Genomic DNA, 20,579 nt, shown 5'->3' with positions numbered 1-20,579 from the left:
AAGAGGATTGAAAAAGTTGGATATAAAGGAGACATAAATGAAACAAATAGATGCAAGAATTTATAACGGAAAAACAAACTTTGAGTGGAAAGATTTAGAATTAAACAGTGAAGGTCTGCTTCCGGTGATAGTACAGGATTATATAGATCATACTGTACTTATGTATACATATATGGACGAAGATGCATGGGAGAAAACACTTGCCACAGGACTTTTGACTTATTACTCAAAATCTCATAAGAGGGCTATAGTAAAGGGAAAAAAATACGGAAATTATCAATATGTCAGGGAACTGTTTTTAAACGGAGAAAAGAATGCGCTTTTAATAAAAGTTTATCCTATGGGTCCTGCATGTGACGACAGCAAAAAAAGCTGCTTTGCAAATGAGATAGAGGAAATATAATGATGAACCATATTTTGCTGATTGTATCATTTATTATTTTACTTTGTATAGTACTGAATCTTATAACAAGTAAAATAGGTGTGCCCGTACTTTTAGCATTTATTTTGCTGGGAATGGTATTCGGGTCTGAAGGCATATTTAAAATCAGATTTGATGATTTCAAACAGGCGGAAACCATATGTTCATTTGCGCTTATTTTTATCATGTTTTACGGAGGATTCGGAACAAATATAAAGGAGGCAAAGCCTGTACTTTTAAAGGCCGGACTTTTGTCAAGCGTCGGAGTAGTGTTTACTTCAATGTTTGTGGCAATGTTTGCATACCTGGTTCTTAAATTTTCATGGATAAACTCGGTACTTATAGGTGCGGTGATTTCTTCAACGGATGCGGCAAGTGTATTCTCCATATTAAGAGACAGACATTTGAATCTTAAATATAATACCGCATCTATTTTGGAAGTGGAGAGCGGAAGTAACGATCCTTTTGCATATATGCTTACAATGATTGCAGTGACTATGATATCGGGAAGCATTACAGTCGGAAGTGTTTTTTACATGCTGTTTTTACAGCTTTTTGTGGGAGCATTATCAGGTGTTTTAATCGCTTTTATCTTCAAATATCTGATAAACAGATTTATTATAAATACACCCGGATTTAATATGGTACTTGTAATTGCGGTTGCACTGCTTTCATATTCATTACCGACCGTGGTCGGCGGAAACGGATATTTGAGTGTATATATCACCGGTATTATACTTGGAAATTCGGATATCAGAGGAAAGAAAGAGCTGGTACCTTTCTTTGACGGTATAACAGGTATTATGCAAATACTGATATTTTTCCTGCTTGGACTTTTAGCCTATCCGTCAAGACTTTTATTTGTTGCAGGTACAGGATTTGCTCTGGCATGCTTTATAACATTTGTTGTAAGACCGTTTGTTATTACAATAATTATGAAGCCTTTTAAGGCAACATGGAATCAGATATTTCTTGTTTCATGGTCGGGATTTAGAGGCGCTTCGTCCATAGTTTTTGCAATAACCGCATTATTAAATACAAATGCAAACTATGATATATTCAACAATGTATTTTTTATAGTATTATTTTCAATACTGGTACAGGGAAGCCTGCTTCCGTTTATATCTAATAAAATTGATATGATTGATGAAGGCTATGATGTAATGAAAACCTTCTCGGATTACAGTGGAGATGAGATACCTATAGAATTTATTCAGCTTACTGTGAGTGAAAATCAAAACTGGTGCGGTAAAAGTATCAGTGATATAAATCTGCCGCCTGATACATTGATGGTTTTAATTAAGCGAGAGGGTGAGGATATAGTCCCGAACGGGCAAACTGTGCTTTGCTGCGGTGATACTATAGTTCTTGCTGCAAAGTCTATCGACTTTGAAGAATATTATATTATGACCGAGCTTGTTTTAACAAAGAAATTACTTTCAAAAGGCACCACACTTTCAGAACTTTCAGGTGAACTTGATGCACTTGTAATGCTTATTATAAGAGGGGATGATTTTATTATTCCAAACGGTGAGACAACTCTTTATGAGGGAGATACTCTGGTTTTAAACAATGGACCTATACAATAAAAGGGACTGTTAATCGTAGAAAAAACGGTTAACAGTCCCTTATTTTTATACAACATTTGATATTACGCCGAATGATATAATCATCATTATAATACTTGCCATAAGCATACCTAGGCAGATTGCAAGGAAGGCTTTCTTTCTGTCCATCTCAAGGAAGGCGGCTATTATCGCACCTGTCCAGGCACCTGTACCCGGAAGAGGTATACCTACAAAGATTACAAGTCCCCAGAATCCGTATTTTTCTATGGAGTCTTTGTTTTTCATAATCTTTTTATGTAGGAATGAGTGCATTTTATTAAAAAGCTTAAATTTAGATTTTTCCATAGCACTTAATATCTTGTTAATCAAAAGCAGTAAAAAAGGAATCGGTATAGCATTACCTACAATTGCTATAACATAACTTTCAACGGGTGAAAGCTTTAAAAGAGAAGCCGCTATAAGACCTCCTCTGAGTTCCAAAATAGGGAGCATTGATATAATAAATACTATCAATTGCTTTCCGAAGCTGAGAGAGAGCAGTCCTCCCATCATTCCTATAAGTGATTTTGCTAATTTTTCCGCCATAAACTACCTTCCGTTTTAACATATTTTTATATAATCATTGTTATATTCTACCAAAATCAGAATAAGTTAGATTGTAACAGATTGAGTAATTACAATCAAGGTGCTAATATATTAAGATATGGAGGTAGAAAGATGGAATTATTAAAAGGGGCAATGTGTCTGGAAGGCGGATCTTTAAGAGGTCTGTTTACAGCCGGTGTTTTGGATGCTTTGCTTGATAATGAAGTATATATTGAATATGTGAACGGAGTTTCTGCAGGCTCGATGAACGGAATGAACTATATTTCAAGACAAAGAGGCAGATCAAAGAGAATCAATTTAAAATACCTGCATGATAAGAGATATATAAGTTATAAAAACATGTTTAAATCCAGACAGATATTTAACTTCGATTTCTTATTTGATGATATTTCAAATAAATACGATATTTTTGATTGGGAATCATTTAATGATAAAACGAAAAAATATGAAGTTGTAGCTACAGATGTAATAACCGGAGAAAGCAGATTTTTTGATAAGAATAATTGCAGCGATATTATATCGGCAGTAAAAGCGTCTGCATCCATGCCTGTAATGTCAAAGATGATAGATGTGGAAGGCAGGAAATATCTTGACGGAGGTATATCAACATCCATTGCATATAAAAGAGCATTTGATGTCGGATATTCAAAAGCAATAGTAGTACTTACCAGAGAAGAAGGATACAGAAAAAAGCCGGTAAATATGATAAATGAAAGCATCTATAGAAGATATTTTAAGCCGCTTCCTAATCTGGTTGAAAAATTGATGACTGTACCGGAAAGATATAACAAGATGCAGGAAGAAATGGAAGAGCTGGCTAAAGAGGGTAAGCTTTTAATTATCAGACCGCATAATAAGGTTACAGTACAAAGGCTTGAGCACAGCAGTGTAAAACTTGAAAAGCTGTATAATGAAGGCTATGAAGTGGGATCAAAAAATATCGAGAATATAAAGAACTTTATTGCTTTAAAGTTTTAAGGTTTAAAGTCTTAGGGTATTGACGTGATAAAATATATATAGTATAATCCCTTGCATAATAAGTTTTATTTATATGGAAGGGAAGTTTATGAAAAAAAATATTTTGACAATAGCAATGGCAATGCTCCTTGGAGCAAGCCTTATGGCATGCGGATCAAAAGCGGATAATACAAACAGCAAGGCTGATTCTTCATCAGAAGTAAGTGCCGATGCAAAAAAAATAGGAGTTTTGCAGTATGTACAGCACCCTGCACTTGATAAAGCAAATGAAGGTTTTGTAGCAGCACTTGAAGAAGCAGGTCTTGAAGTGGATATCGAGCAGCAAAATGCAGGCGGTGAGCAGTCGGCGGCACAGACTATAGCAAACAAGCTTGTAAATGATAAGAAGGATTTGATTCTTGCAATAGCTACGCCGGCGGCACAGGCGGTAGCAGGAGCCACTTCAGATATTCCGGTAGTTATAACAGCGGTAACAGATCCTGCAGCTTCAGGACTTGTGGAGAGCAATGACGCACCGGGAGGAAATGTTACAGGAAGTTCGGATCTTACACCGGTAGCGGATCAGATTGAGCTTTTGACAAAACTTTTACCTGAAGCAAAGAATGTAGGTATACTCTATTGTACAGCCGAGGCAAACTCAAAGTTGCAGGCGCAAATGGCTATGGATGCTCTTAAAGAGAAGGGGCTGACAGGAGTTGAGTACACAGTTTCAAGTTCAAATGAGATTCAGACAGTGGTTGAGTCAATGGTAGGTAAGGTAGACGCCATATATGTACCTACCGATAATGTTATTGCGGCAGGTATGACAACGGTTGCTATGATTGCCACTACGGAGCATAAGATTCCTATAATCGGAGCGGAGTCCGCACATGTGGAAAACGGTGCCTTGGCAACATACGGTATTGATTACTTCGAAGTTGGAAAGCTTGCAGGAGAGCAGGCTGTTGAAATCTTAAACGGAAAATCACCTGCAGATATTCCGATAGCTTATTTGTCAAAGGATAAATGCAAACTTACAATAAATGAAGAGGTTGCAAAGGAACTTGGAATAGATACATCAAATATTTCAATGAACTGAGATATAAGGATTAATAAGACCGGTATATGCCGGTTTTGTTAATTTTATACAGATTTTCAATATGTAAATTAATATTGCAGTAATTTGTGATATAATATAAAATAATGAAAGCCTAAATGGAAATATAATTTTTTGGAGGTATAAATGTTTACAGCACTGTTAGGTGCCGTTGCTCAGGGAATACTTTGGGGAGCAATGGTGCTTGGGGTATATATTACCTATAAACTGCTGGATATAGCGGATTTGACAGCAGACGGAAGTTTTGCTTTTGGCGGATGTGTATGTGCGGTCATGATTGTAAACTTCAACATGAATCCTTTACTTGCACTTCTTTTTGCAACTTTTGCGGGAATGATTGCAGGATTTATCACGGGAGCATTGCACACAATATTTGAAATACCGGCTATTCTTGCAGGTATACTTACTCAGATTTCTCTTTGGTCTATCAATCTTAGAGTAATGGGAAAGAGTAATATACCGCTATTAAAGACAAATACCATATTCTCATGGCTTACAGACGCTACAGGTATGAGTAATGCCGTAGCCGGAGTTATTCTCGGCGGAATTATTATTGTACTTATTATAATGATACTATACTGGTTCTTCGGTACGGAGCTCGGTTCCGCGCTCAGAGCAACCGGAAATAATGAAGCTATGATCAGAGCTCTCGGAGTAAATACAGGTCATGCAAAGCTTCTTGCCTTGGTGATAAGTAACGGACTTATAGGTCTTTCAGGAGGACTTATAGTACAAAGCCAGAAGTATGCCGATATCAATGCAGGAACGGGAGCTATAGTTATCGGACTTGCAGCTATAGTTATCGGTGAAGTAATACTTGGAAAAGTAATATCTTTCTGGATGAAGCTTTCTGCGGCTGTTGTGGGTTCTATTGTATACTTTGTAATCAGAGGAATTGTATTACAGCTTGGAATGGATGCAAACGATATGAAAATGCTTTCTGCAATTATAGTGGCACTTGCGCTTGCCGTACCTGTAATGAGTGCAAAAATAAGGGCTAAAAGAGCCTATTCACCGAAGGGAGAATAAGATGTTAGAGATTATAAATGTCAGTAAAACCTTCAACATAGGTACAATAAACGAAAAGAAAGCTTTAAATAAATTATCACTCAAGTTGAATCCGGGAGACTTTGTAACCATAATCGGAGGAAACGGTGCAGGTAAGTCAACGATGCTTAATATGATCGCAGGTGTATATCCCATTGACGGCGGTCAGATTATAATAGACGGTGTTGATATATCAAGAATGCCTGAGCATAAGAGAGCGAAGTATATCGGAAGAGTTTTTCAGGATCCTATGATGGGAACCAGTGCAGGAATGCAGATAGATGAAAACCTTGCACTTGCTTTCAGAAGAGGAGAAAAAAGAGGTTTATCCTGGGGAATTAAAAAGAGCGAAAAAGAGCTTTACAAGGAAATACTTGCAAAACTCGGACTTGGACTTCAAACCAGAATGACATCAAAGGTAGGACTCTTATCGGGAGGACAAAGACAGGCGCTGACACTTTTGATGGCTACACTAAAAAAGCCTAAGCTATTACTTTTAGATGAGCATACGGCGGCACTTGATCCGCAGACTGCAAAGACGGTTCTTGATCTTACAGAGCAAATTGTGGCTGAGCAAAATCTTACCGCAATGATGGTAACTCATAATATGAAGGATGCCCTTAATATAGGTAACAGACTTATAATGATGCATTCGGGCAGAGTGATCTATGATGTAAGCGGTGAGGAAAAGAAGAAACTTAAGGTTGAAGACCTTTTAAGAAAATTTGAAGAGGCAAGCGGCGGTGAGTTTGCCAATGACAGAATGATGTTGGCCAATTAGTGAATTCAAATAGGAGGGGACTATGGATAAGAAACTTATTATCACCATAAACAGAGAATATGGAAGCGGTGGAAGAATAATAGGACAGCAGCTTTCAGAGAAACTTGGAATACCGTATTATGATGATGAAATAATAAAAATGGCGTCAGAACATTCAGCTGTAGCAGAACAATATTTCAGAATGAATGACGAAAGACCGGGGCATAATATTCTACAAAGAATAATAGGCGGAATAAAAAATGCAAATAATAAGCCGTCAATAGGAGACGATATCGTTTCACCCGACAATCTTTTCAGATTTGAAAGCGAAGTTATAAGAGAGTTGGTAGCAAGCGAATCCTGCATACTTATAGGAAGATGTGCGGATTTTGTACTCAGTTCGGCAGGAGAAGATGATTTTATTTCACTTTTTGTATATGCCGATTTGTCAAAGAAAGTTGACAGAGTAATGGAAGTTGACGGAGTTGATGCCAAGGAAGCGCTCAGAAGAGTGCAAAGAAACAATAGAATAAGGAAAGAGTATTACAAGTATTATACAGGCGAAGAATGGGATGATATGACACATTACGATCTTCCGCTTAATACATCAAAGATTACACTTGAACAGGGTGTGGATTTGATACTGGAATACTTGAAAATCAGAGGTAAGTTATAGAATGAAGGATAATTATATTGACAGCTTTTTGGCACAGGAATTCGGAAAGAGCCAAAATTATAATGAAATAAAGAACGGTCTTTTCAGTGAATTCAATGTAAAAAAAGGTCTCAGAAACGAAGACGGTACAGGAGTAAGAGTAGGTCTTACAAAAGTATCCGATGTAGTGGGCTATGATATAATAGACGGTGTAAAAACCAATGTAGACGGCAAGTTATACTACAGAGGTTACAGCCTAAACGATCTTGTAGACGGAAGTGCAAAGTCCACAAGAGGATATGAGGAAGTAATGTTCTTGCTTTTATTCGGATTTTTACCAAATAAAGTGGAACTTGACAATTTCTCAAAGGTATTCAGAAGTATGTATACACTGCCAAGCAACTTTTTTGAGAGTGTACTTCTTAGAAATCCCGGAAAAAATTTGATGAATGTGCTTCAAAATGCTGTACTTACTCTATACAACTATGATGAAGAACCTGACAATGTGGACGTATATTCCACTCTTGTAAAAGGTATTAGAATATCTGCATCACTTCCTGTAATTATGTGCTATGCATATCAGGCAAAGAGACATTATTTTTATAATGACAGTTTGATAATACATTATCCTGATGAGAAGCTTTCAATGGCTGAGAATATATTGCAGATGCTAAGAGTAGATCAGAAGTTTTCAAAGAATGAGGCGGCTCTTCTTGATACAATACTTATCCTTCATGCAGACCATGGCGGCGGTAACAACTCTACATTTACCAATGTAGTGGTTTCATCCACAGGTACGGATATCTATTCAACTATAGCGGCGTCCATAGGATCGTTAAAAGGACCTAAGCATGGCGGTGCAAATATTTCCGTTGTACAGATGATGAAGGCGATAAAGGATGAAATAGGTATAACCACAGACGAGAAGAAGATAAGAAATATCGTAAACAGACTGCTTGATAAAGACTTCTTTGATTGCAGCGGACTTGTATACGGATTCGGCCATGCGGTATATACTATCACAGACCCTAGAGCGGAGCTTTTAAGAGAGTACTGTGAGACGGTAGCAAAAGATAAGGACAGACTGGACGAGTATCATTTCTATGAGGAGTTTGAAAAGACAGTAAAGAAGGTGGTATTTGAGAGAAAGGGAACAACTATTTCTTCAAATGTAGACCTTTATTCAGGATTTGCATACAATATGCTTGGTATTCCTGAAGATCTTTATACACCTTTATTTGTTATATCAAGAAATATAGGCTGGGTTGCTCACAATGTGGAAAACAAGCTTTATGACGGTAGAATAATGAGACCTGCAACAAAGTATGTGGGAGAATTGAAAGAATATACACCTTTTAAGGACAGATAAAAAAGAGGCCCAAGGCCTCTTTTTATTTATTATCTTTACTGCTCTCTAAAATATCATCAATCTTTTGTGCCAAGTCTTTTTTGTCCTCGTCGGAGTCCATCTCATAGAATTCAACTTCCACATCGGAATCAAGGTCGTTTTCAACTATATCGGATTTTTTGGCATCTTTTCCGAATTTATCCAGCTGTTTTTTAGCCTTGTCAACTACAGGCTCAACGCTTGATTTAGCTTTTTCAAACAAAGGCTTAGCATTGTCCTTTGCCACATCACCGGCAGCAGAAACATTATCTGTAATAATGTTTGCCACATCCTTTAACATTTCCTTAGCCGCATTTGCCATGCCCTTTGCACTGTTTGCGGTGTCCTTTGCCGCCGTAACGAATTCATCTGTTGTAGACTTTAATGCCGTATACTTTCTGTTTGCGGTAGCATCTTCTGTTTTATAATCTGAAAGTTCGTCTTCAAAATCTTTGAATTCGCCCTCCAATTCTCTTTGATATTCTTTATACTTCAGTATATATGACACTCCGGCTGCCGCAGCACCTGCAACAGTTGCCCAAAACATTAACTTTTTTAAACCTGCCATAATAACCTCCTTTACAATAGTAGTAATTACAGTGTAATATCTATTTATAAAAAGTACAAGCATTATTTGGAGAGTTTATGAAAAAAGTCATCTGTTTATTTGGTTGCATAGCAGGATTTATTGTGATTGCTTATATTCAAAGCTTATATGTAAACTTGGGAGTATCACATACAAGTGATTACTTTTTAAGTAAGAGCTATATTATATTATCTGTGGCAGCTCTTTTGCTGTTAATAGTATCGGGAATATATTTGAATATAACAAAATTCAGTATAGTTAAGATATATCCGATTGTAATGCTTATATTCGGACTTGGATATATGTATGTTTTTCCTGCCATGTCTGCACCTGATGAAATAGCACATTTTATATCGGCTTATAAAATATCAAATAAGATGCTTGGAAAGCAGGCAACAGTTAAAGACGGCCATGTGATAATCAGGGCTCAAGATCTTTGGCTGGAAGATGTGGACGGAGAGTACACTTTTGATAAAAGTAAAAGTGAAGAAGAGAAAGTTTTAATACCTGAGGAGGGAAGTCATGGGAAAATTATTTCAAGCAAACTTGAAGAAACATCTTACAAGGTTTTTTATGGAGAGGGGAATATTCGCGGCACTGATAATTATATCAGTTTTGGCGGCAAAGATTATGAAAAGGCCCAGTCGCTACACGCGCCTGTAAATACCATACCGAGTGTATATTTTTTACCTGCAACAGGTATCACTGTAGCCCGAATAATGGGGCTTAACAGCATTTATCTTGTACTGTTTGGAAGAACGGCAAATCTGATTCTATTTATATTATTGGGCACTCTCGGAATATATTTCCTGCCAAGATTTAAAGAATTTATTTTTTTAGTCAGCCTTCTTCCTACCACAATTGAACTGGCGGCTTCATATTCCTATGATGCGGTTATGATTTCAAGCATGATTTTTTTTGCGTCCTATGTATTTTATCTTGCACATGAAAAAAAGGACTTTGATATAAAAGATCTGGTCATAGTTTCTCTTATTGCAGGACTTGTTTTACCATGTAAAATGGTTTACTTCCCTATGCTTTTGTTGCTTTTCAGTATACCGTTGTATAAGTTTAAGTTCAGAGGTAAGGTGGACGCCAAGATAAAAAAAGAAAATATAGCTTTTTTTCTTGCATCTGCGGTAGTTGTGCTATTGTCATGGGTATTTGCAATGTATCTGGTAAACAGAGCTACAGTTGTGGGATATTCCACAAGCACTACTTCAAGCCTTGAGTGGGCAGGCGAGGAGAGCTACACCATAGGTTATTTATTGCACAACAAATTAAAGGCCGTAAAGCTGTTTTACAATACATTGCTTTTGCAACTTGAATATTATCATAAAACAATGTTCGGAGCATATCTCGGACATGCGGACGATGTGGTAGGTATTCCGTATATAGGATTTTTAGTACTTAATATAGGAATGATATTTTCTGTTTTCGGGGAGGCGAAAGAAAAGCAGCTGTTGGTAAAAGAAAGGGTGCTTACAGGTATCAGTATATTTTTTGTAGTATTTTTGGTGCTTTTATCAATGCTTATTGCATGGACTCCGATAAGTTCCGAATTTATAGAAGGTGTGAGCGGAAGATATTTTATTCCGATACTACTGCCTCTGCTTATGATATGCAGGAATAATAAGATAGTGATAAAGGATGAGACAAAGAGAAATATTATATTCCTGTTTATACTTATAAATGCCATATCTTTGCTGAAAATATTCAGTACAGTATGTATAAGACTGTAATAAAAAGGGCAAACAGACTTACTTACGATATAACAAAAATGTAAAAAAAAATTAACAAAGCTTTTTTGTAAATAAGTTATAATATATAAAGAAGGAGGCAAGATGAAGAGAAATAATTTAATAAAACTTGCATCTGCATTAGCTATAGTAACAATGCTTGGACTCGGATTACATAGTAATGCATATGCTCTTAGTGCAACATCAAATATTGAATCGGTTGTGATAGGAGAAAATAAGTCTACAGTAGATATCACTATGAATAACTCGGGTGATATGGCAGGTACCGACGGTAATTTTTATCTTTTTGAATTACAGCCGTATGAGGAAGGAATCGGAAACAGAACCGACTACCTTGAAAAGGTAAGTGCAGGTAATGTTACAAAATCATATCAGCTTAATAAAGGCAGTGAAAACAGCAGATTGTACAATAGTTATGCGGTTGCTGTTTTTGACGGATCGAAATATGTTCAGGTAAGTTCACTTAAATATATTACAAATCCGGAGGCGGTTGCGGCAAATACTGATGCGTACAAGGCACAGGCATCAAAGAAAGGTTTGCAGATAGAGCTTAAGATGCTTGATGATGCATTTAACCTCGGTGTAAAGCATGCATCTACAAATATTGCTTTCAACCAGATTTTAGGAAGCGGTATAGATTACAATTATAACGGCAAGACATATCATTTCAATAAGGCACTTATAGAAAGCTATGATAAGACAATAAGTGCTTTCTCGGGAAAAGATATGACTGTTACAGCTATTATTTTGAACGGTTATAATGAGGCTCATCCTGAGCTTATGTATCCGAATATGCCGAGAAGAGACAGCATATTCTACTATATGTTCAATGCGTCTTCAAAAGAGGGCACTGAGACCACTGAGGCTATAGCATCATTCCTTGCGGAAAGATACAACGGAAAAAATACCGCACACGGTAAGGTATCCAACTGGATTATAGGAAATGAGATTAACAACCAGCAGTGGAATTATATCGGTGATATGGATGTAAGAAGTTATACAAGAAAATATGAGAAGGCATTCAGAATTTTCTATAATGCAATCAAGTCAAATTCTTCTACAGACAGAGTATTCTATTCACTTGATTATAACTGGAATAATGAGATAAACAATAAGAATAAATACGGTGGAAAGCAGATAGTAGACAATTTCAATTCTCTTGTGCTTGAGCATGGAGATATTGATTGGGGACTTGCATATCACCCATATCCTGCACCTATGACAGATCCGGAATTCTGGGATGATGCTCAAAAGACAGGATGGATAAAGGACAGCTTTGATTCTCCTGTAATAAACTTTGCAAACTTAAATAAGCTTACAGATTATTTTGCACAGGATGCACTTAAAAAGCATGATGGTTCCGTAAGACATATTATGCTTACAGAGGAAGGATTTACAGCTACAAATCCTACAAGAGGAAATCTTGAAAATGAGCAGGCTGCGGCATTTGCATACTCATACTATCTTGTAGATTCAAACCCGTATATAGAGGCATATATCTTAAGCCGTCAGGTGGATGCACCGCTTGAGGTAAGACAGGGACTTTCATTCGGACTTTGGACCTGCAGCATGAATGTAGGAGATGAAATTCAGGCTATATCAAAGAGAAAACTTTGGACAGTATACAGATATATTGACAAGTCAAAGTACACTCTTGACAATACCGATTTTGCAAAGAGCATTTTAGGTATAAGTAAGTGGCAGGAATTGGTACCGAACTTCAGATGGGCGGCACAGGAAAACAGAAGATAATTTCTTTTAATTTAAATCCATGAAGAAGCAAAATCTTTTTCATGGATTTTTTAAATGTCCCGACATAATGCAATGGCTGTCTTTTCATGGTATAATAAAGGACATTATAAAAAGAAAGTAGCAAAGACGGGGAAGTTATGAAACATACATTTGTTATTTGCGCATATAAGGAATCACCATATTTAGAAAGCTGTATAAAATCTTTAAAGGCACAGATTGTAAAATTGGATATAAAGATTGCCACATCCACACCGAACGATTATATATATAACATAGCAAAAAAATATAATATTGAAGTGTTTGTAAATGATAAGAAGAAGCCTGAGAATGTATCAAATATCGGATTTGACTGGCAGTTTGCCTATAATACGGCACAAACCGAGCTTGTAACCATTGCACATCAGGATGATATTTATTTAAAAAACTATACAAAAGATTTGCTTAAGTATAAGAAAAAATATCCTGATATGACTCTTTTTACAACAGCATCAATCACATTAAAAAACGGCAGGATAAAGCAATTCGGCAAGGTGGAGATTGTAAAAAAAATACTCAGATTACCTCTTAGAGTAAACGCTTTAAATAATATATCTTTTATAAAAAGACTTGCAATCACATTCGGTAATCCTATAATTGCACCAAGCTGTGCATATGATAAGAGACTTTGTCCCAAGGATTTATTTATATCGGAGCTTAAATTTGCACTTGACTGGGAGTGTCTTCTTAAGCTGTCTAAACTTGAAGGAAGAATTGTGTTGTCTGAAAGACCGGGTATTTGCTATAGAATACATGACGAGGCTACAACTAAAAAAAGCATAATGGATAATTCAAGGCAGATGGAGGAAAGTATAATGTTTGATACTTTACTGCCGAAGCCGGTTGCGGATATTTATAAGAAAATATATCAAAGTTCATACAATGCTTACTTTTAGGAGGATTTATGGCAATTATTAAAATTGAGGAAAAGTATGAGTATCTGAAAGATGTTCTGCTTTCAATACTTCTTATAGGCATTGCATTTGTGATAAATGCAGGAATGAGTATAAGAGGACTCTATCAGGACGACCTCTTTATGTGGTCAACCAGAAGAGGAGTGGGGTTTTTTAAATATGTATTTCCTGAACAAACCAGAAAATTCAGACCGGTATACTGGATAGTTGCATGGATATATCAGGGTATTTTAAAAAACAATATTTCACTTATAGTACCTATAAATATAATTATAGCTGCAATTATAGCAATAGGAGTTTACTTTTTTGCAAAAAGTATGGCAAAGTCAAGAGGTTTGGCATTTACACTGGCTTCAATGTTTTTGATATCCAGATTTTCATATTATAATATAGGGCAGTTTTTGGGTGTGATGGAGGCCATGGCTTTGGTATTTGCACTCCTGATGTTATATTTTTTATATCTATATATCAATAACGGAAAAAATATTCACTTTTATTATGCATGTGGATTTTATTTCTTAAATTGCTTTACACATGAAAGATTTATGGTTCTTTTGCCGATGCTTATTTTTGCGGCAATTGTCGGGAAAAGAAGAAAAATTTTAAATGTCTTAATATCTATAGCATTATTTGCAATGATAACACTTATAAGACTTCTTGCACTGAAGTCGTTTGTACCTGAAGGTACCGGAGGTTCAAAAGTAAGTGAGACATTTAATCTTGCGGACTTTTTCCTGTCAATGAGAATTGAAATTTTATATCTCTTGGGTATCAATACGGGACCTGAACATCTTAACGGAATAAATTTTCATAATGTAAATACGGTGCTAAAGCTTGTTATAATAATAGGAATATTGGCTGCATTTGCTTTTATAATAAAATTTATTTATTCGATAGCGGTATACAGAAAAAAAATTGAACTGTCGTGGATAAAAAATATTTTACTTTTTACAGGATTTATAATAGGAAGTATGGTGTCATCCGCCGTTACTATAAGAGTGGAGATGAGATGGGTATATGCACCGTATTTATTTATGCTTTTATTGTTCTCATATATTTACGGTGTGGATAAAAGTATCATAGTAAAGAGGTTGAAAAGTAAAAGAGTAAAAGCCTCACTGGGAAAGCTTTTCCATGTATCATTTACTGCGGTAGTGTTACTTTCCGTATGGGCATTTTGCATGATAGCGGCAGATGTATATTACAGAGGGTATTATGATAATATATATATCTTCATAGGTCAAAACAGAGCAAATTCGCTGGCAGATGAAACATATTATAAGTATGGTAAGGACTTAAGCGATAAAAGAATTTATATAATAAAAAATGATTTTAAGCTCAGTAAATTTGATTCACTTGAGTTTTTCAGAGCCTATGATCAAAATATCAGAGAAGATATCGTTACCTTTATTGAAAGCTACAGATCCATAGGTCAGATCGATGATGATATGATAGTTTTATCCGAAGATTTGAAAAACAATTCATATCAGGATGTAACGGATTTTCTAAAGAATATAAAGATTGAAAATGTATACGGGCATTATTCGGACGGTTGGACCGACGAAGAAGCTAAACTTAATGTGATGTCAGGAGAAAACGGTGAGATTCACTTTGAGATAATGTATCCGGGTGAGCTTGACGGAGATGAAGAAATAGAAATAGAAGTCAACGGAGAAAAGGAGACATTGTATCTTATATCAAATATAACACAGTATGAAATAGATACCGCTCCGAATTCATTGACGGATATACATTTAAAGAGCAATTTTTATCTGCCTGATGCTTCGGAACAAAGAGGTGAAGACAGATTGAGTTACATTTTAAATATAAAAATAGATTAGAGAGTGTGTGAATGAAGAAGTTTTTAGCGTTTTTCATGCCGGTATTCGGAGCCATATATTTGAGTGCATATATAAGAAGTGCAATGCTTGATGTGGTCTATACGGATTATATTAGGATAATAAATACCTATCTTAAGGATCCGTTTTCGCCGAAGCCTTATTTTGGCAAGGATGTACTTACAAGATTGCCTATAACATATTTTGAAAGAATGATAAATGTAGCCTTTTTTAAATATTCAACAATGTTTGATATGGCTTTGGGAGTTATATTCCTTTCGCTTATGGGAATTATAATCGGGATATTTATGGCGAACAAAAATTTAAATCTCAGATATTTTATCCTTGTAATGCTGCTGGTTTTTTCACTTTCTCAATGGGAAATGATTACTAACGGAACAGGTTGGGTACATTTTTTTACATTCTTTCTGTTTGCACTGCATTTTTACATACTTGATTCTTATATACACAGGGAAACAAAAGTAAAGTTTTGTTTAAATATTATTTTGCCTGTGTTCACGATACTGTTTGCGGCAGGCTCATATTCACTTGCATATGGTGTTACTTTGATAATTGTATACGTTTTATATGCAATTAAGAAAAAGAATAAAATTATGTTTACACTCGCAATACCTGTGATACTTTCCTTGACTGCATTTATGTATTCATACGCAAATTCTTATACGGAACATGCAGGAGCAACAACAGAAAGTCTGACTGCCGTATTCGGAAGAAATCCGTTGTATTTTGTTTTATTCGGGTTAAATACTTTTGCATCAGATATTTTAAGCATCGGAATAGTGGAAAGATATGAAATAGGTATTCTTATAACAAGTATTATAGGAGCTGTAGTTATATTTTTTTATCTGTATGCTCTGTATTTGAATTTTAAAAATAAAATATACGAGTCTACATTATTCCCGATGCTTATGCTTGTATCAGGACTTTTAAGTCATGCCATGGTTATTTTGACAAGGTGGATTTTTTTAAATCCTTTGTATGCCATGAGCTCAAGATATGCACTTCAATTCGGTGCGGGGCTTATAGGTGTGATATTGACATTCGCTTATGTGAATATAAATAAAGAGAAACAAAGTATTACACCATTGGCAAAGGCGGCTGTCTCTGTGTTTGTTTTACTGGTATTTATAGGAAATATTTCTACTGCCGGAAATGAGCTCAGAATGGCAAAGTATCGTTTGGAAAGCTTTGAAGTAAAGATGGAAGTGGCAAAGAATTTTGAGAATGAAAGTGACGAGACTTTGAAAAAAGTCTTGCAATATCATAATCCGAAGAAGACAAGAGAAGCACTTGGTATTATCAAGTCAAAAAAACTTAATATTTTTTCTGAATAGCGATATAAATATTGTAGTTTCCTGTTGATTTGTAAGGTATAAAGAGTGTAGAATGATGTAGTTAATATTTAAATATAAATATTTTTGAAAAGAGGCCTATAAATGGATAATTCTTACGGAATGTTGGCTTTGCAGAAAGCAAATCTATATATTTTACAGGAAATAGATAGAATATGTACAAAATACAAAATAAACTATACTTTGGACTCGGGTACATTGCTTGGAGCTATCAGACATGGGGGATTTATACCTTGGGATGATGATGCCGATATTGCAATGACAAGAGCTAATTTTGAGTCTTTCAGAAAAATTGTTAAGAGAGAATTATCGGATAAGCTGGAATTTATAATGCCTGATGAATTTCAAGGAGGAAAGGTATTTTACGATTTTACTCCAAGAATCATTTATAAGCCCAGTATCAGACATAAAAAACAGGATAAAAAAGATCCATATGAAGGTAAACTCAATCATCTTTGGGTTGATATATTTATAATAGATAAGTTGCCGAACAGGAAAACATTAAAAAGGTTTACACTATTTACTCAAAAGCTTATATATCTTCTTTCCATGGGACATAGAAAGAAGCTTGATTTCAAGAAGTATAAGGGTATGATGAAAATCGCCATATTGTTTTTCTCTATCTTCGGTAAAATAATACCTATGAAATTTCTATTCGGTATACAGGATAAGATTTCAAAATTGTTTTATAAAGGCAGAAAAAATAACACCTGGTATTACAGCAATTATCAACCGGATTATATAGACATAGAGGTAAACAGCAGATGGTATGAGAAATATATCAAAATTCAGTTTGAAGATATTTCATTATCAATCATAGATGAATACGAAAATGTATTACAGCTGGTTTACGGAGACTATATGACACCTCCTCCAAAAGCTGACAGAGTACCGACGCATGGAAGTACGGAGATAGAAGTATATGAGTAAGAAGATTTCAATTATTGTATCTGTATATAATGAAGAGGAAGTTTTATTTGAATTTTACAGAGAGATAATAAAGGTTCTTCTATTAATTGATAATCCATATGAGATAATTTTTGTAAATGACGGGAGTACTGACGGATCAAGAAGCACTTTGTTTAAATTATCAAGAGATGATGAGAGTGTGAAGGTTATACATTTTTCAAGAAACTTCGGACATGAGGCGGCTATGATTGCCGGTATAGATTATGCAAGCGGAGACTATATTGTCTGTATGGATTCCGATTTACAGCATCCTCCTACATTACTGCCTGAAATAATTAGAAAATTTGATTCGGGCTTTGATATAATAAACATGGTCAGAACCGAGAATAAATCTGCAGGTATATTGAAAAATATAACATCGGCGGGCTTTTACAAAGTGATCAATAAAGTAAGCGATATGAAGCTTGTAAGTAATGCATCCGATTTCTTCGGAATATCAAAAAGGGTTGCCGACATTTTAAGAAATAACTACAGAGAGAAGACAAGATTCCTTCGCGGTTATGTTCAGAATGTAGGTTTCAATACCACAAATATAGAGTATGAGGCAAGAAAAAGGTATGCGGGCGAGAGCAAGTATTCAATAAAGAAACTTTTCAGATTTTCGATGAATACTATAATGACATTCTCAAATCTTCCGCTTAAACTTGGAATGTATGCAGGTGGAATGGCGGCATTTTTAGCTATAATAATGATGATTTATACTGTTGTATCTTTTTTAAGAGTAGGTACACCGAGCGGTTATGCAACAATTATATGTTTGATATGCTTTATGTTCTCGGTACTTTTCTTTATAGTGGGAATAATAGGAGAATATTTGGGACTTATTCTGGCTGAGCAAAAGGACCGTCCTTTATATATAGTTGAGGAAAAAATTAATTTTTAAATATAAAGAGCTGTGAAAACGGCTCTTTTTTTGATAGAATAAAAGTATATTTCTAAATTTAAATACATTTCTAAAATCGGAGAGCATATGAATATATCACAGGCAATTTCTAAAAGAATTATATTATTATGTTATGAGAAAAATATTACAATCTATGAATTATCAAAAAGATCCGGAGTTCCCAAGACTACTATAAAAGACATCATTTCAGGCAGGAGTAAAAATCCAAGTATTTTGAGTATAGAAAAACTCGCCATAGGATTTTCAATATCCATAGGCGAGTTTTGGAATCACGAAATTTTTACTTACCGTTAAGGTACATATCGGCATCCTTAAAGAATGAAATTATAAGTAAAAGCATTATAATTCCTATAGGGAATGCCGCGATAATGGACACAGTCTGAAGGTTTGACATGGAGTTGTCCGAAAAAATAAGTCCTATAGGCAGCAGTATCAAAAGTATTGACCAGTAAAGTTTTATCTTTTTTGAAGGTTCTTTATCTTCAAGATCCTTATATGAATAAGATGCGGCTACAAGTGTTATGGAATCAAATGTAGTAGCATAAAATGTAATCATAGCAAGGATCAAAAGTATCATTGCTATAAATGGCAATGGAAGAGATGATATTACTTCACCTATGGTTTGGTATAGGTTCTGACTTTCATTGTATATCTTTAATAAGTCTACCTGTCCGAACACATTAAGTGCAATACCGTAGTTTCCAAGTATTATAAAGGACATAAATGTACCTGAAAGACCGAATATATATCCGCCAAGTATAACCTCTTTAATTGTTCTGCCCTTTGAGATACTTCCTATAAAAAACGGAGTGGCTACACACCATACCATCCAGTACGCCCAGTAAAATACTGTCCAGTCCTGTGCAAAAGTTGTCTGCCCGGTAGGGTCAATATAAGTTGAAAGTGAAAAGAAATTGTTCACAAGGTTTCCAAGTGAACTAAAACCGAGCTCAAGAATAAACTTTCCATGTCCTCCACCGAAGAATACATATATCAAAAGTGCAAAGAACAGATACGTACAGCAGGATGCAAGTTTTGATACACCGTCAATGCCAAGATAAGCACAGGCGGAATAAATAATACAGGTTACAATCAAAATAGCTATAGTAAGTATATTATTATTTGAAACACCGAAAAGTTTGGCAACTGTTTGTGAAAGAAGCGGAGTGGCAAGTGAAAATGTAGTGGCCGTACCGGCTATAAGTGCAAATACCGCTATCAAGTCCACAATTTTCCCCCAAATACCGTCAACTTTGGAACCCAGAAGTACTCTAAGTCCTTCTGAATATTTTGCCCTTGTTCTTTTCCTTACATGAAGCATAAAGCCGAAGCATGATGCAAGTACAACGTAAAATCCCCAAGGAATAGGACCCCAGTGAAATAAAGGATAAGTGGCGGACCAAAGTGTAGTATCTCCCAGAGAGCTGATTCTGCCTTCATTTGCATAAAGCATCCATTCACACAGTGAATAAAATAATATATCAGCCGCAAGTCCTGCGGTAAACATCATAGTGCCCCATGCAAAGTTTGAATGTTCCTTTTTGCCGCTTCCAAGCTTTATACTGCCGTATTTTGAAAATGCAATATATATGGATAATAAGAATATAAACAAACCGAATATAAGGTAAAATATTCCCAGGCTGTTGTTTAATAAGCTCCTTATTTGTGCGAGTATATTTCCGGCTTGAGCAGGAAATATGAAAAATAACATTACAAGTGATATCACAAGTAAAAAAGGAACTATAGTGACAAAATAATCAATATCAGATTTTTTCATAACGCCTCCAAATGTTCAAAATCAAAATATTTACTAAGATATTGAACATGATAACATTTTTATAGCGATAAATCAAGATATAAAAAATATCTTAAAAAAAATGGAATAATCAAAAAAACACTACACAAAACAAAACCCTTTGATATAATATA

The 20,579-nt window shown here is 35.3% G+C and carries 20 protein-coding genes; 17 read left to right on the top strand and 3 right to left on the bottom strand.

The annotated features are described in order from the left end of the window. Positions 1-37: 37 nt before the first annotated feature. Positions 38-403 carry a phosphoribosyl-AMP cyclohydrolase gene (locus SBH76_RS03705; protein ID WP_314758074.1) on the top strand — a complete coding sequence of 122 codons (366 nt, stop codon included), beginning with the start codon at positions 38-40 and terminating at the stop codon, positions 401-403. 2 nt (positions 404-405) lie between these two features. Beyond that, a complete protein-coding gene (locus SBH76_RS03700) occupies positions 406-2,010 on the top strand; it encodes a potassium/proton antiporter (protein ID WP_317976907.1) in 1,605 nt (534 codons plus the stop codon). A 45-nt stretch (positions 2,011-2,055) separates the two neighbouring features. Here SBH76_RS03700 and SBH76_RS03695 read toward each other — a convergent pair whose 3' ends face one another. Then, positions 2,056-2,574 carry a COG2426 family protein gene (locus SBH76_RS03695; protein WP_007591235.1) on the bottom strand — a complete coding sequence of 173 codons (519 nt, stop codon included), beginning with the start codon at positions 2,572-2,574 and terminating at the stop codon, positions 2,056-2,058. Between the two features lie 132 nt (positions 2,575-2,706). On the opposite strand from SBH76_RS03695, the gene SBH76_RS03690 reads away from it, so the two are divergent. The 7 genes from SBH76_RS03690 (at position 2,707) to SBH76_RS03665 (ending at position 8,500) form a co-directional block, all read left to right on the top strand. Continuing rightward, on the top strand, positions 2,707-3,573 hold the full coding sequence (locus SBH76_RS03690) for a patatin-like phospholipase family protein (RefSeq protein ID WP_317976817.1): 867 nt from the start codon (positions 2,707-2,709) through the stop codon (positions 3,571-3,573). Positions 3,574-3,661: 88 nt separating this feature from the next. Further along, positions 3,662-4,651, top strand: a complete 990-nt coding sequence (locus tag SBH76_RS03685; protein ID WP_317976816.1) for an ABC transporter substrate-binding protein — start codon at positions 3,662-3,664, stop codon at positions 4,649-4,651. 140 nt (positions 4,652-4,791) lie between these two features. Further along, complete coding sequence (locus SBH76_RS13915; protein WP_432706863.1) at positions 4,792-4,875, top strand: hypothetical protein; 84 nt, start codon at positions 4,792-4,794, stop codon at positions 4,873-4,875. Beyond that, positions 4,847-5,698, top strand: a complete 852-nt coding sequence (locus SBH76_RS03680; RefSeq protein WP_432706862.1) for an ABC transporter permease — start codon at positions 4,847-4,849, stop codon at positions 5,696-5,698. Before SBH76_RS13915 ends, SBH76_RS03680 begins: the two co-directional genes overlap by 29 nt. 1 nt (position 5,699) lies before the next feature. Beyond that, positions 5,700-6,497 (top strand): ABC transporter ATP-binding protein, encoded by a 798-nt coding sequence (locus SBH76_RS03675; RefSeq protein ID WP_034214530.1) that lies wholly within the window; start codon positions 5,700-5,702, stop codon positions 6,495-6,497. A 22-nt stretch (positions 6,498-6,519) separates the two neighbouring features. Next, the gene (locus SBH76_RS03670; protein WP_034214528.1) at positions 6,520-7,152 is read left to right on the top strand and encodes a cytidylate kinase-like family protein; all 633 of its coding nucleotides are present in this window, start codon (positions 6,520-6,522) and stop codon (positions 7,150-7,152) included. 1 nt (position 7,153) lies between these two features. After that, on the top strand, positions 7,154-8,500 hold the full coding sequence (locus SBH76_RS03665; protein WP_007591248.1) for a citrate synthase: 1,347 nt from the start codon (positions 7,154-7,156) through the stop codon (positions 8,498-8,500). A 22-nt stretch (positions 8,501-8,522) separates the two neighbouring features. Here the strand turns inward: SBH76_RS03665 and SBH76_RS03660 are convergent, their stop codons facing one another. Continuing rightward, positions 8,523-9,086 (bottom strand): hypothetical protein, encoded by a 564-nt coding sequence (locus SBH76_RS03660; protein WP_007591250.1) that lies wholly within the window; start codon positions 9,084-9,086, stop codon positions 8,523-8,525. A 77-nt stretch (positions 9,087-9,163) separates the two neighbouring features. Between SBH76_RS03660 and SBH76_RS03655 the strand changes: the two genes are divergently transcribed. The 8 genes from SBH76_RS03655 to SBH76_RS03620 all read left to right on the top strand — a co-directional run bounded on the left by SBH76_RS03655 (position 9,164) and on the right by SBH76_RS03620 (position 18,944). Then, the gene (locus tag SBH76_RS03655; RefSeq protein WP_317976815.1) at positions 9,164-10,846 is read left to right on the top strand and encodes a DUF2142 domain-containing protein; all 1,683 of its coding nucleotides are present in this window, start codon (positions 9,164-9,166) and stop codon (positions 10,844-10,846) included. Positions 10,847-10,948: 102 nt separating this feature from the next. After that, complete coding sequence (locus tag SBH76_RS03650) at positions 10,949-12,616, top strand: DUF5722 domain-containing protein (protein ID WP_317976814.1); 1,668 nt, start codon at positions 10,949-10,951, stop codon at positions 12,614-12,616. Between the two features lie 137 nt (positions 12,617-12,753). Then, positions 12,754-13,548 (top strand): glycosyltransferase family A protein, encoded by a 795-nt coding sequence (locus SBH76_RS03645; RefSeq protein ID WP_317976813.1) that lies wholly within the window; start codon positions 12,754-12,756, stop codon positions 13,546-13,548. 8 nt (positions 13,549-13,556) lie between these two features. Beyond that, positions 13,557-15,407, top strand: coding sequence for a beta-carotene 15,15'-monooxygenase (locus SBH76_RS03640; protein ID WP_317976812.1), 1,851 nt, complete (start codon positions 13,557-13,559; stop codon positions 15,405-15,407). Between the two features lie 11 nt (positions 15,408-15,418). Further along, positions 15,419-16,759, top strand: coding sequence for a hypothetical protein (locus tag SBH76_RS03635; protein ID WP_317976811.1), 1,341 nt, complete (start codon positions 15,419-15,421; stop codon positions 16,757-16,759). 102 nt (positions 16,760-16,861) lie between these two features. After that, positions 16,862-17,707, top strand: coding sequence for a LicD family protein (locus SBH76_RS03630; RefSeq protein ID WP_317976810.1), 846 nt, complete (start codon positions 16,862-16,864; stop codon positions 17,705-17,707). Then, complete coding sequence (locus SBH76_RS03625; RefSeq protein ID WP_317976809.1) at positions 17,700-18,629, top strand: glycosyltransferase family 2 protein; 930 nt, start codon at positions 17,700-17,702, stop codon at positions 18,627-18,629. Before SBH76_RS03630 ends, SBH76_RS03625 begins: the two co-directional genes overlap by 8 nt. An 87-nt stretch (positions 18,630-18,716) precedes the next feature. Next, a complete protein-coding gene (locus SBH76_RS03620) occupies positions 18,717-18,944 on the top strand; it encodes a helix-turn-helix domain-containing protein (RefSeq protein ID WP_317976808.1) in 228 nt (75 codons plus the stop codon). On the opposite strand, the gene SBH76_RS03615 is transcribed toward SBH76_RS03620, so the two are convergent. Then, positions 18,931-20,427 (bottom strand): BCCT family transporter, encoded by a 1,497-nt coding sequence (locus SBH76_RS03615; RefSeq protein ID WP_314098971.1) that lies wholly within the window; start codon positions 20,425-20,427, stop codon positions 18,931-18,933. The genes SBH76_RS03620 and SBH76_RS03615 overlap by 14 nt on opposite strands. Positions 20,428-20,579 lie beyond the last annotated feature (152 nt).

The organism is Lachnoanaerobaculum sanguinis (assembly GCF_033242365.1).
GTDB classification, from domain to species: Bacteria; Bacillota; Clostridia; order Lachnospirales; family Lachnospiraceae; genus Lachnoanaerobaculum; species Lachnoanaerobaculum sanguinis.
Note: the sequence above shows the minus strand (reverse complement) of the source record. Positions and strands in the feature narration are given on the sequence as shown.

Coding starts and splice junctions, on each gene's coding strand:
- SBH76_RS03705 (WP_314758074.1), top strand. CDS start 38: ATGAAACAAATAGATGCAAGAATTTATAACGGAAAAACAAACTTTGAG.
- SBH76_RS03700 (WP_317976907.1), top strand. CDS start 406: ATGAACCATATTTTGCTGATTGTATCATTTATTATTTTACTTTGTATA.
- SBH76_RS03695 (WP_007591235.1), bottom strand. CDS start 2,574: ATGGCGGAAAAATTAGCAAAATCACTTATAGGAATGATGGGAGGACTG.
- SBH76_RS03690 (WP_317976817.1), top strand. CDS start 2,707: ATGGAATTATTAAAAGGGGCAATGTGTCTGGAAGGCGGATCTTTAAGA.
- SBH76_RS03685 (WP_317976816.1), top strand. CDS start 3,662: ATGAAAAAAAATATTTTGACAATAGCAATGGCAATGCTCCTTGGAGCA.
- SBH76_RS03680 (WP_432706862.1), top strand. CDS start 4,847: ATGGTGCTTGGGGTATATATTACCTATAAACTGCTGGATATAGCGGAT.
- SBH76_RS03675 (WP_034214530.1), top strand. CDS start 5,700: ATGTTAGAGATTATAAATGTCAGTAAAACCTTCAACATAGGTACAATA.
- SBH76_RS03670 (WP_034214528.1), top strand. CDS start 6,520: ATGGATAAGAAACTTATTATCACCATAAACAGAGAATATGGAAGCGGT.
- SBH76_RS03665 (WP_007591248.1), top strand. CDS start 7,154: ATGAAGGATAATTATATTGACAGCTTTTTGGCACAGGAATTCGGAAAG.
- SBH76_RS03660 (WP_007591250.1), bottom strand. CDS start 9,086: ATGGCAGGTTTAAAAAAGTTAATGTTTTGGGCAACTGTTGCAGGTGCT.
- SBH76_RS03655 (WP_317976815.1), top strand. CDS start 9,164: ATGAAAAAAGTCATCTGTTTATTTGGTTGCATAGCAGGATTTATTGTG.
- SBH76_RS03650 (WP_317976814.1), top strand. CDS start 10,949: ATGAAGAGAAATAATTTAATAAAACTTGCATCTGCATTAGCTATAGTA.
- SBH76_RS03645 (WP_317976813.1), top strand. CDS start 12,754: ATGAAACATACATTTGTTATTTGCGCATATAAGGAATCACCATATTTA.
- SBH76_RS03640 (WP_317976812.1), top strand. CDS start 13,557: ATGGCAATTATTAAAATTGAGGAAAAGTATGAGTATCTGAAAGATGTT.
- SBH76_RS03635 (WP_317976811.1), top strand. CDS start 15,419: ATGAAGAAGTTTTTAGCGTTTTTCATGCCGGTATTCGGAGCCATATAT.
- SBH76_RS03630 (WP_317976810.1), top strand. CDS start 16,862: ATGGATAATTCTTACGGAATGTTGGCTTTGCAGAAAGCAAATCTATAT.
- SBH76_RS03625 (WP_317976809.1), top strand. CDS start 17,700: ATGAGTAAGAAGATTTCAATTATTGTATCTGTATATAATGAAGAGGAA.
- SBH76_RS03620 (WP_317976808.1), top strand. CDS start 18,717: ATGAATATATCACAGGCAATTTCTAAAAGAATTATATTATTATGTTAT.
- SBH76_RS03615 (WP_314098971.1), bottom strand. CDS start 20,427: ATGAAAAAATCTGATATTGATTATTTTGTCACTATAGTTCCTTTTTTA.